Source organism: Rhizobium sp. SEMIA 4085, from assembly GCF_013004495.1.
In the GTDB taxonomy this organism is placed as follows: Bacteria; Pseudomonadota; Alphaproteobacteria; order Rhizobiales; family Rhizobiaceae; genus Rhizobium; species Rhizobium gallicum.
Window position 1 is genome coordinate 1 of sequence record NZ_JABEPH010000245.1, and the last position, 9181, is coordinate 9181.

The window sequence follows — 9181 nt, forward strand, 5'->3', positions numbered from 1 at the left end:
CCCCCGCCGGGCATAGGCAAGGGGCGGGGTTGGCGGGTCAGGACCGGGCCGGTGGGGGCCGCCTTGAAGGCCGCGCCCGGCCCCCGGCCGCTGCGGCCGCCGCGCCCGGATGGAAAGTCGACGGAAATCACGGGAACCGCAGCGCCGGTCCCCTGCTCGATGACGGAACGCACCTGCTGCGGCACATCCCGTCCGAGCCCCGCCCCGAAGATCGCATCGACAACAACATCGCCCGGCCCCGGGATATACACAGCGAGCGGTTGCGAGGCGAGCGCGCATTCGGCCCTTGCTCGAGCGGCGTCGCCGTGAAGCCTGGCCGGGTCGCCGAGATGGAAGACGGCAACCTCGGCGCCGCTTTCCGCGAGCCGACGGGCCGCGACATATCCGTCGCCACCATTGTTGCCGGGGCCGCAGAGAACGGCGAAGCGCAATGCGCCGGGATACAGCCGAAGCGCGGCACCCGCGACGGCCGCCCCCGCGCTCCACATAAGCCCGAAAGAGGCGATGCCCGATTCGGCCGTGGCGGCATCGACGGCAGCCATTTCTGCAGGCGTAAGAAGTAGGTCACCCAGTTTTTCTGCCATACGCCATTCAATTCAAAAAACGCCTAAAAAACAACCTGATTTACAATCTCTTCCGCAGCTTATTTTTAAGTCATTTGCCTATTCTTAGGGCATCTGACGCGCGACCGATGCATTAAGAGCCACCCCGCATTTTTACTAGTTTTGTGCAATTTTTGAATTTCCGATGGCAATCCCAACCGCTTTTGCTGGAAAAAACGCCTCAAAAAGCGCCGCGAAGCCGCGAATTCGGGGGGAATTGACATATTTTTTCGCTCTCCGGCGTTGCGAACTGGCACGATACCTGCATCATGTTTCGCGAGCGGCAATTTGCCCGCTTTAACGGGAGAAGCGGAGAGTCATTTTCTCATGAAAAAGATCGAAGCGATCATTAAGCCTTTCAAGCTGGACGAGGTGAAGGAAGCCCTTCAGGAAGTCGGCCTGCAGGGCATCACTGTCACGGAAGCAAAGGGCTTCGGTCGCCAGAAAGGCCATACGGAACTTTACCGCGGTGCTGAATATGTCGTCGACTTTCTGCCCAAGGTGAAGGTCGAGGTCGTGCTCGCCGACGAGAACGCGGAAGCCGTCATCGACGCGATCCGCAAGGCCGCGCAGACCGGCCGAATTGGAGACGGGAAGATCTTCGTATCCAACGTCGAAGAAGTCATTCGAATCCGTACCGGCGAGACCGGCATCGACGCTATTTAAGGCGGCTCGCCCGACGCGGCGAATTTACTCATCGTCATTGCAAATGAAAGGGAGATTTCATGGCGACCGCGAACGAAATTCTTAAGCAGATCAAAGAAAACGACGTGAAGTTCGTCGATCTGCGTTTTACCGACCCCAAGGGCAAACTGCAGCATGTCACGATGGACGTTTCCTGCGTCGATGAGGATATGTTCGCGGACGGCGTCATGTTCGACGGTTCCTCGATCGGCGGCTGGAAGGCCATCAACGAGTCCGACATGGTGTTGATGCCGGACACTGAAACGGTTCACATGGACCCGTTCTTCGCCCAATCCACCATGGTCATTGTCTGCGATATTCTCGACCCGGTTTCGGGCGAAGCATATAACCGCGATCCGCGCGGCACGGCAAAGAAGGCTGAGGCCTACCTCAAGGCATCCGGCATCGGCGACACGATCTTCGTGGGTCCGGAAGCTGAATTCTTTGTCTTCGACGATGTGAAATACAAAGCCGATCCCTACAATACCGGCTTCAAGCTCGATAGCAGCGAACTGCCGTCGAACGACGACACCGACTACGAGACCGGCAATCTCGGTCACCGTCCGCGCGTCAAGGGTGGTTACTTCCCGGTTCCGCCGGTCGACAGCGCCCAGGACATGCGCTCGGAAATGCTGACGGTGCTTGCCGAAATGGGCGTCGTCGTCGAGAAGCACCACCATGAAGTGGCCGCTGCCCAGCACGAACTGGGCATCAAGTTCGACACGCTCGTCCGCAACGCCGACAAGATGCAGATCTACAAATACGTCGTGCACCAGGTCGCCAACGCCTACGGCAAGACGGCAACCTTCATGCCGAAGCCGATCTTCGGCGACAATGGCTCGGGCATGCACGTTCACCAGTCGATCTGGAAGGGCGGCAAGCCGACCTTTGCCGGTGATGAATATGCCGGCCTTTCCGAAACCTGCCTCTATTATATCGGTGGCATCATCAAGCATGCCAAGGCAATCAATGCCTTCACCAATCCGTCGACCAATTCCTACAAGCGTCTCGTTCCGGGCTACGAAGCACCGGTGCTCCTTGCCTATTCGGCCCGCAACCGCTCGGCCTCCTGCCGCATTCCGTTCGGCTCCAACCCGAAGGCTAAGCGCGTCGAGGTCCGCTTCCCCGATCCGACCGCCAACCCATATCTCGCTTTCGCCGCCATGTTGATGGCCGGTCTCGACGGCATCAAAAACAAGATCCATCCCGGCAAGGCCATGGACAAGGATCTGTACGATCTGCCGCCGAAGGAACTGAAGAAGATCCCGACGGTTTGCGGATCGCTGCGTGAGGCCCTCGAAAGCCTCGACAAGGACCGCAAGTTCCTGACGGCCGGCGGCGTCTTCGACGACGATCAGATCGACGCCTTCATCGAGCTGAAGATGGCAGAGGTGATGCGCTTCGAGATGACCCCGCATCCGGTCGAATACGATATGTACTATTCGGCTTGATCGCTCAGCGGAAGGCTCCGGTTCCGCCGGGGCCTTCCTTCCTTGTCACTGAGGCTGATGGCGACATGACACTCATGTGACGAAGACCCGCAAAAATCTTGATTTGAGCGGGCCCAATCACCAGATCAGGTGATGAAAGGAAGTCGTACCATGAAAGAAAGAGTAGCAAAGTTCAGTATCGGTGAAGTGGTCCGGCACAAAGTTTTTCCGTTTCGCGGCGTCATCTTCGATGTCGATCCGGAATTTGCGAATACGGAAGAATGGTGGAATTCGATCCCTCCCGACGTCCGCCCTGACAAGGACCAGCCCTTCTACCACCTGCTCGCAGAAAATGACGAAAACGAATATGTCGCTTACGTCTCCGAGCAGAACCTGGTGAATGACGAAAGCGGCATTCCGCTTCGCAATCAGCAGGTTTACCAGATTTTCGATCAAGCGCCGTCTGGCCAGCTCAAACCCAAGATGAGCTTCGCCCACTAAGACGCGCAATCGGTTAGGATTTTAAACCCCGCTCCGGCGGGGTTTTTGTTTGCCGAAACAACAAAAACCCGGCGCGGCGGCCGGGTCCTTGTTCATTTCTCTCGCCACCTAGCAGGATTACTGCGCCTTAGCTGCGTTCTGCGCGTCCTCGAGCTTCTTGCGAGCTTCTTCAGCCTTCTTCTGCATGCTGTCCTGCAGGCTCTTCTGGCTTTCGGCAAGCTTGTTCGGTGAAACGGCTTCGCCATCATAGGCGCCGGTAAAGCCTTCGAGCGAAATCTTGATCGGGTTCGGCGCGCGGCGGAAGTTGATCGACGTGAAGATCACGTCGCTGCCCTTCTTGAGGCCGGCGATCATCGCATCTGTCAGCGGGATTTCGGCGGTGCACTTGTCCGGCAGGCAGACGGCGTAATCGAGCTTCTGCCCCTTGTTGTTATCGACCTGCATCATGATGCCCGGCGGGATCAGGCGAGCGGTCGGTACGGATACCTGCAGAATCTTGCGGTTGACCTTGCCGGAGATACTGATAAGGCCGACAGCTGTGACGAGCTGGCCGCCGTTGGCGAGGATCAGGTTCTGGACGACGCAGATATCGTTGTCTTCCTGCTTGCTGCAGGTCTTGTACCAGCCAAGCCGCGGCGCTCCGGCAGCCTGTGCGGGTGCATCCTGCGCGAAGGAGGATACCGGGGCCGAAGCGGCGCCGAAAGCTACTGCCAGAACGGACAGAGCTGCCCGCAATTTCTTATCAGACTTGAACATCATAACGGATTCTGTCTCCTGATACCCATTCGGGACCGCGATCTGCCGTCCTCTCCAACCGGGGTCATTCGGCATTCCACCTCTAAGAACATTAAGGCAAATGCATGTCCCCCAAAACCCGGGACCACCTGTTACATTGAGGTGATCCAGATATCCAGTATTTCTTTGGCAATTTCTGGATGGGCCCAAAGATTTCGGCGTGTGAATGTTCGATTTCCTGCCGTGCATGATAGTCTTTGGCCGAATCGTGCCTTTTGCCGGAAAGGATTTGAACATGCTCCGGGTTATTTTCCCTCTTGCCTTTACGCTGCTTTGCGGCGCCGTTGCTGCCAGCCCGCTGCATGGTATCGCCATGCACGGAGAACCCGCCCTGCCCCCGGATTACAAGCATTTTTCCTACGTCAATCCGGACGTGAAAAAAGGCGGCAAGATCACCTACGGCGTCGTCGGGACCTTCGATAATCTCAACCCTTTCATCCTGAAAAGCATGCGGACGACAGCGCGCGGCATGTGGGATCCGGACTATGGCAATCTCGTCTACGAATCGTTGCTGCTGCGCTCCCGGGACGAACCTTTCACTCTCTATGGGCTCCTTGCTGAAACCGTCGAATGGGACGAGGACCGCACGTTCATCCAGTTCAATCTCAATCCGAAAGCCAAGTGGTCCGACGGTCAGCCGGTGACGGCCGACGACGTCATGTTCTCCTTCGAGTTGCTGCGCGACAAAGGACGCGTGCCCTTCGCGAACCGTCTCAGCCTTGTCTCCAAGATGGAGAAGGTCGGCGAGCGCAGCGTGCGCTTCACCTTCAACGACAAGGCAGACCGCGAAACGCCGATGATCTTTGGGCTTTTTCCGGTCCTGCCCAAGCACGCCATCGATCCCGAAACCTTCGACCGGACGTCTCTCTTGCCGCCGCTCGGGTCCGGCCCTTACAAGATCAAGACGGTGAAGCCCGGCGAGAGTATCACCTATGAGCGCGACCCGAACTATTGGGGCAAGGATATCCCCTCCAAGGTCGGCATGGACAATTACGACCAGATCACCGTTCAGTATTTTCTTCAGGACACGACGCTCTTCGAGGCCTTCAAGAAGGGCGATATCGACGTCTATCCCGACGGCAGCCCCGGCCACTGGGCGACGGCCTATAATTTTCCGGCAGTTTCTTCCGGTGTCGTGATCAAGGATACATTCCAGTCGAAGCTGCCGAGCGGCATGTTCGGCTTTGTCTTCAACACGCGACGGCCGCTATTCGCAAACATGAAGGTTCGGGAGGGACTCTCGCTGGTCTTCGATTTCGAATGGGCGAACAAGACACTCTATTCCGGTGCCTACAAGCGTACGCAGAGCTTCTGGCAGAATTCGAAGCTTTCGAGCTTCGGCGTTCCGGCTGACGCCCGCGAACTCGACATGCTTGGCCCCATCAAAGACAAGATCGACCCTGCTATCCTCGACGGCACCTACAAGCTGCCTGTGACCGATGCTTCCGGACGCGACCGCAACGTGCTGAAAAAGGCAGTGCAGGTGCTGAAGGAAGGCGGCTATTCGATCCAGGGCGGCAAGATGGCGGATGCCAGCGGCAAGCCGCTTGCCTTCGAGATCATGACGCAGAATGCCGATCAGGAGAAACTTGCGATTGCCTTTCAGCGTTCGCTCCAAACCCTGGGCATTGCCGCTTCGGTCCGCACAGTGGACGATTCCCAATATCAGAGCCGGACCAATAGTTTCGACTATGATGTTATCCTAAAATCTTATGTGTCGTCGCTCTCGCCCGGCAACGAGCAGCTTTCCTATTGGTCATCGGCTGCGCGCGACCGCGAGGGCAGTTCAAGTTTCGCGGGCGTTGCCGACCCAAATGTCGATGCGTCGATTAAACATATTCTTACCGCGCGCTCCGACGACGATTTCACCGCCGCCGTCAGGTCGTATGACCGATTGCTGCTTTCCGGCCATTATGTATTGCCTCTCTACCATATCGACCAGCAATGGGTCGCACGCAACAAGCGGCTCGGCCGTCCGGACGCTGTGCCGCTTTACGGCTACCAGCTTCCGGCCTGGTGGGATCAGAGCGTGCAATAAGCGTGCCTGAGCCGGTTCCTTTTTCCTGCCTGGTTGAAGTCGGACGCGTCTGGGCATAGATGGCGTGGAAAGCCTCGGACCGATGAAAGGAACCACCATGCAACGCATCACCATCGACGTCGTATCGGATGTCGTCTGCCCCTGGTGCTATCTCGGCAAGGCGCGCCTTGAGCTTGCTATCGCGGAAGTGCAGGACGAAGTGGGCGTCGACATCAACTGGAGGCCCTACCGCCTCAACCCCGACTATCCGCCTGAAGGCGTCGATCAGAAGGAAGCGCTGGAGCAGAAGCTCGGCGGCGCTGAACGCGTCGCGCAGGCCCACAAGATGCTGACCGACTTCGGCCGGGAGGTCGGCATCAATTTCGACTTCGAAGCGATTGAGATCGGGCCGAATACACTCGATGCGCACCGCCTGATCCATTGGGCGATGGTGGAGGACCGCGAGAAGCAGGACCGCGTCGTCAACGCACTCTTCAAGGCGAATTTCGAGGAAGGCAGCAATGTTGGAGACCACGCCGTGTTGCTCGACATCGCCGAGCAAGTGGGGCTCGACCGCGCTGTCATCGCCTCCCTGCTTGCTTCGGATGCCGACCGCGACCTGGTGATTGCCGAGATCGAGGCGGCCCAAAAGATGGGTGTCAACGGCGTCCCCTTCTTCATCTTCGACCAGCAATACGCTGTCAGCGGCGCTCAGACGCCGGACGTGCTGGCAGGCGCGCTTCGCGACATCGCCAAGGCGAAGGCGGAAGCACGCATCGGGTTGAACTGACCGGCCCTACGGCTTTGCCATTTCGGCCAGCTGCGTCATGACGACGGCCGCGCCCTGCAACCGCTTTTCCGGCGTCGGCAGGTCGCGGGTCAAAAACACGCTGTGGTCCGGACGGATCTTCGCCATCGTGCCCTGCTTGGCGATATACCCGACCAGGTTTGCCGGGTTCGGGAATTCCTTGTTGCGGAATTGGACGACCACACCCTTCGGGCCGGCGTCCAGCTTTTCGACATTGGCGATGCGGCAAAGCGATTTGATGTAGACGATCTTCAAAAGATGCTGCACCTCGATCGGCATCGGACCGAAGCGGTCGATCATTTCGGCGCCGAAGGCATCGATCTCCTTGAGCTCAGTGATCTCGCCGAGGCGACGATAGAGCGCCATGCGCAGATGCAGGTCCGGCACGTATCCGTCCGGGATCATCACCGGCGTCCCGACCGAAATCTGCGGCGACCAGCCGGTGTCCTGAATTTCGTCCACACCCTTCACCTCAGCGACCGCCTCTTCCAGCATCTGCTGGTAAAGTTCGAAGCCAACTTCCTTGATGTGGCCCGACTGCTCCTCACCCAGAAGGTTACCCGCCCCGCGGATATCGAGGTCGTGGCTGGCGAGCTGGAAGCCGGCGCCGAGCGTATCCAGCGACTGCAGCACCTTGAGGCGACGCTCGGCGGTCGCCGTCAGCACCTTGTTGACCGGCAGCGTGAAGAGCGCAAAGGCGCGGACCTTCGAGCGGCCGACGCGGCCGCGGAGTTGGTAGAGTTGCGCCAGACCGAACATGTCGGCGCGGTGGACGATGAGCGTGTTGGCTGTCGGAACATCGAGGCCGGATTCGACGATGGTCGTCGAAAGCAGCACGTCGTAACGGCCCTCGTAAAAGGCATTCATGACGTCTTCGAGTTCGCCCGCCGGCATCTGACCATGGGCGACAGCAACCTTCAGCTCGGGAACATCCGACCGCAGGAAGGCATGCACGTCCTCGAGGTCCGCCAAGCGCGGACAGACGTAGAAGCTCTGGCCGCCGCGATAATGCTCGCGCATCAGCGTCTCGCGGATGACGAGGCTGTCGAAGGGCGAAATGAAGGTGCGCACCGCCATGCGGTCGATCGGCGGTGTCGTGATCAGCGACAGCTCGCGAACGCCGGTCATCGCCAGCTGCAGCGTGCGCGGGATCGGCGTTGCCGAAAGGGTCAGCACGTGGACGTCGCTCTTCAGCTCCTTCAAGCGTTCCTTGTGCTTCACGCCGAAATGCTGCTCCTCATCGATGATGAGGAGGCCGAGATTGGCGAATTTGATGCCGGCGCCGAGCAGCGCGTGCGTTCCGACGACGATATCGGTCTTGCCCTCGGCCACCTCCTTCTTCGTAAGAGCGAGTTCCTTCGCACCGACAAGGCGCGAGGCCTGCTGGATACGCACCGGCAGCCCACGGAAGCGCTCGATGAAGGTTTTGAAATGCTGCCGCGCAAGCAGCGTTGTCGGTACGACCACAGCGACCTGAATACCGTTCATCGCCGCGATGAAGGCGGCGCGCAGCGCAACTTCCGTCTTGCCGAACCCGACGTCGCCACAGACGAGGCGATCCATCGGGCGCCCAGCGGCAAGGTCGCCGCGCACGGCCTCGATGGCATTATCCTGATCTTCTGTCTCATCGTAGGGGAAGCGGGCCGCAAACTCGTCGTAAAGCCCTTCCTGTGTCGTCAGCGCCGGCGCGTGGCGGGTCAAACGCTCGGCCGCAATTCGGATCAGCGCGTCCGCCATGTCGAGCAGGCGTTTCTTGAGTTTCGCCTTGCGCATTTGCCATGCGCCGCCGCCGAGTCTGTCCAGCTGGGCTTCGGTTCCCTCACCGCCATAACGTGACAGGAGATCGATGTTTTCGACCGGCAGGAAGAGCTTGGCGTCATCGGCATATTGCAGCTCTAGACAGGCGTGCGGGGCGCCGGCCGCCTCGATTGCCTTCAGGCCGACGAAACGGCCGATGCCATGTTCGGCGTGGACGACGATCGAACCTTCGTCGAGACCCGCAACCTCCGAAATGAAGTCGGCAGCGCGCTTGCGGCGCTTGGTGCGGCGAACCATGCGGTCGCCGAGAATGTCCTGCTCGCCGATGACGATGAGATTCCCTATCTCGAAGCCCGACTCGAGGCTGAGCACGGCTGCCGCTGCCTCGCCCCTGTCCAGCGAATCGACGGCCTTCAACGCTTCGACCGGCTTGACGCGTTCCAGGCCATGCTCGTTCAGCACCTGCAACAGGCGTTCAAGCGAACCTTCCGTCCAGGCGGTGATGAGAACTTTCGCGCCGCCTGCCCGCCTTTCGGCGATATGCTTGACGACAACATCGAAGATGTTGACGCGCTCGGCATTGCCG

General features: G+C 59.3%; 8 protein-coding genes. 5 read left to right on the forward strand and 3 right to left on the reverse strand.

The genetic code is table 11. The annotated features are described in order from the left end of the window. Nucleotides 1-584: NAD(P)H-hydrate epimerase (locus tag C9413_RS21735; RefSeq protein WP_170250893.1), on the reverse strand; the 584-nt coding region annotated here is incomplete at its 3' end. A 345-nt stretch (nt 585-929) separates the two neighbouring features. On the opposite strand from C9413_RS21735, the gene C9413_RS21740 reads away from it, so the two are divergent. The 3 genes from C9413_RS21740 to hspQ all read left to right on the forward strand — a co-directional run bounded on the left by C9413_RS21740 (nt 930) and on the right by hspQ (nt 3217). After that, nucleotides 930-1268 (forward strand): P-II family nitrogen regulator, encoded by a 339-nt coding sequence (locus tag C9413_RS21740; protein ID WP_003539626.1) that lies wholly within the window; start codon nt 930-932, stop codon nt 1266-1268. A gap of 59 nt (nt 1269-1327) precedes the next feature. Next, complete coding sequence (gene glnA, locus C9413_RS21745) at nt 1328-2737, forward strand: type I glutamate--ammonia ligase (RefSeq protein WP_022715580.1); 1410 nt, start codon at nt 1328-1330, stop codon at nt 2735-2737. A gap of 150 nt (nt 2738-2887) precedes the next feature. Then, entirely contained in the window at nt 2888-3217 is a 330-nt protein-coding gene (gene hspQ / locus C9413_RS21750) for a heat shock protein HspQ (RefSeq protein WP_022715579.1), read from the forward strand. A gap of 117 nt (nt 3218-3334) precedes the next feature. Here the strand turns inward: hspQ and C9413_RS21755 are convergent, their stop codons facing one another. Next, nucleotides 3335-3976: an invasion associated locus B family protein gene (locus C9413_RS21755; protein WP_039844866.1), complete on the reverse strand. Its 642-nt coding sequence runs from the start codon at nt 3974-3976 to the stop codon at nt 3335-3337. A 271-nt stretch (nt 3977-4247) separates the two neighbouring features. On the opposite strand from C9413_RS21755, the gene C9413_RS21760 reads away from it, so the two are divergent. Together C9413_RS21760 and C9413_RS21765 are read left to right on the forward strand one after the other, a co-directional pair. Next, a complete protein-coding gene (locus tag C9413_RS21760; RefSeq protein ID WP_039846752.1) occupies nt 4248-6050 on the forward strand; it encodes an extracellular solute-binding protein in 1803 nt (600 codons plus the stop codon). 97 nt (nt 6051-6147) lie between these two features. Continuing rightward, nucleotides 6148-6819 (forward strand): DsbA family oxidoreductase, encoded by a 672-nt coding sequence (locus tag C9413_RS21765; RefSeq protein WP_039846751.1) that lies wholly within the window; start codon nt 6148-6150, stop codon nt 6817-6819. Nucleotides 6820-6825: 6 nt separating this feature from the next. On the opposite strand, the gene mfd is transcribed toward C9413_RS21765, so the two are convergent. After that, nucleotides 6826-9181, reverse strand: a 2356-nt coding sequence (gene mfd, locus C9413_RS21770) for a transcription-repair coupling factor (RefSeq protein ID WP_170250894.1), incomplete at its 5' end; no start/stop codon positions are given.

What these genes read in the sequence shown, in the direction of transcription:
- C9413_RS21740 (WP_003539626.1), top strand. Translation starts at nt 930, where the DNA reads ATGAAAAAGATCGAAGCGATCATTAAGCCTTTCAAGCTGGACGAGGTG.
- glnA (WP_022715580.1), top strand. Translation starts at nt 1,328, where the DNA reads ATGGCGACCGCGAACGAAATTCTTAAGCAGATCAAAGAAAACGACGTG.
- hspQ (WP_022715579.1), top strand. Translation starts at nt 2,888, where the DNA reads ATGAAAGAAAGAGTAGCAAAGTTCAGTATCGGTGAAGTGGTCCGGCAC.
- C9413_RS21755 (WP_039844866.1), bottom strand. Translation starts at nt 3,976, where the DNA reads ATGATGTTCAAGTCTGATAAGAAATTGCGGGCAGCTCTGTCCGTTCTG.
- C9413_RS21760 (WP_039846752.1), top strand. Translation starts at nt 4,248, where the DNA reads ATGCTCCGGGTTATTTTCCCTCTTGCCTTTACGCTGCTTTGCGGCGCC.
- C9413_RS21765 (WP_039846751.1), top strand. Translation starts at nt 6,148, where the DNA reads ATGCAACGCATCACCATCGACGTCGTATCGGATGTCGTCTGCCCCTGG.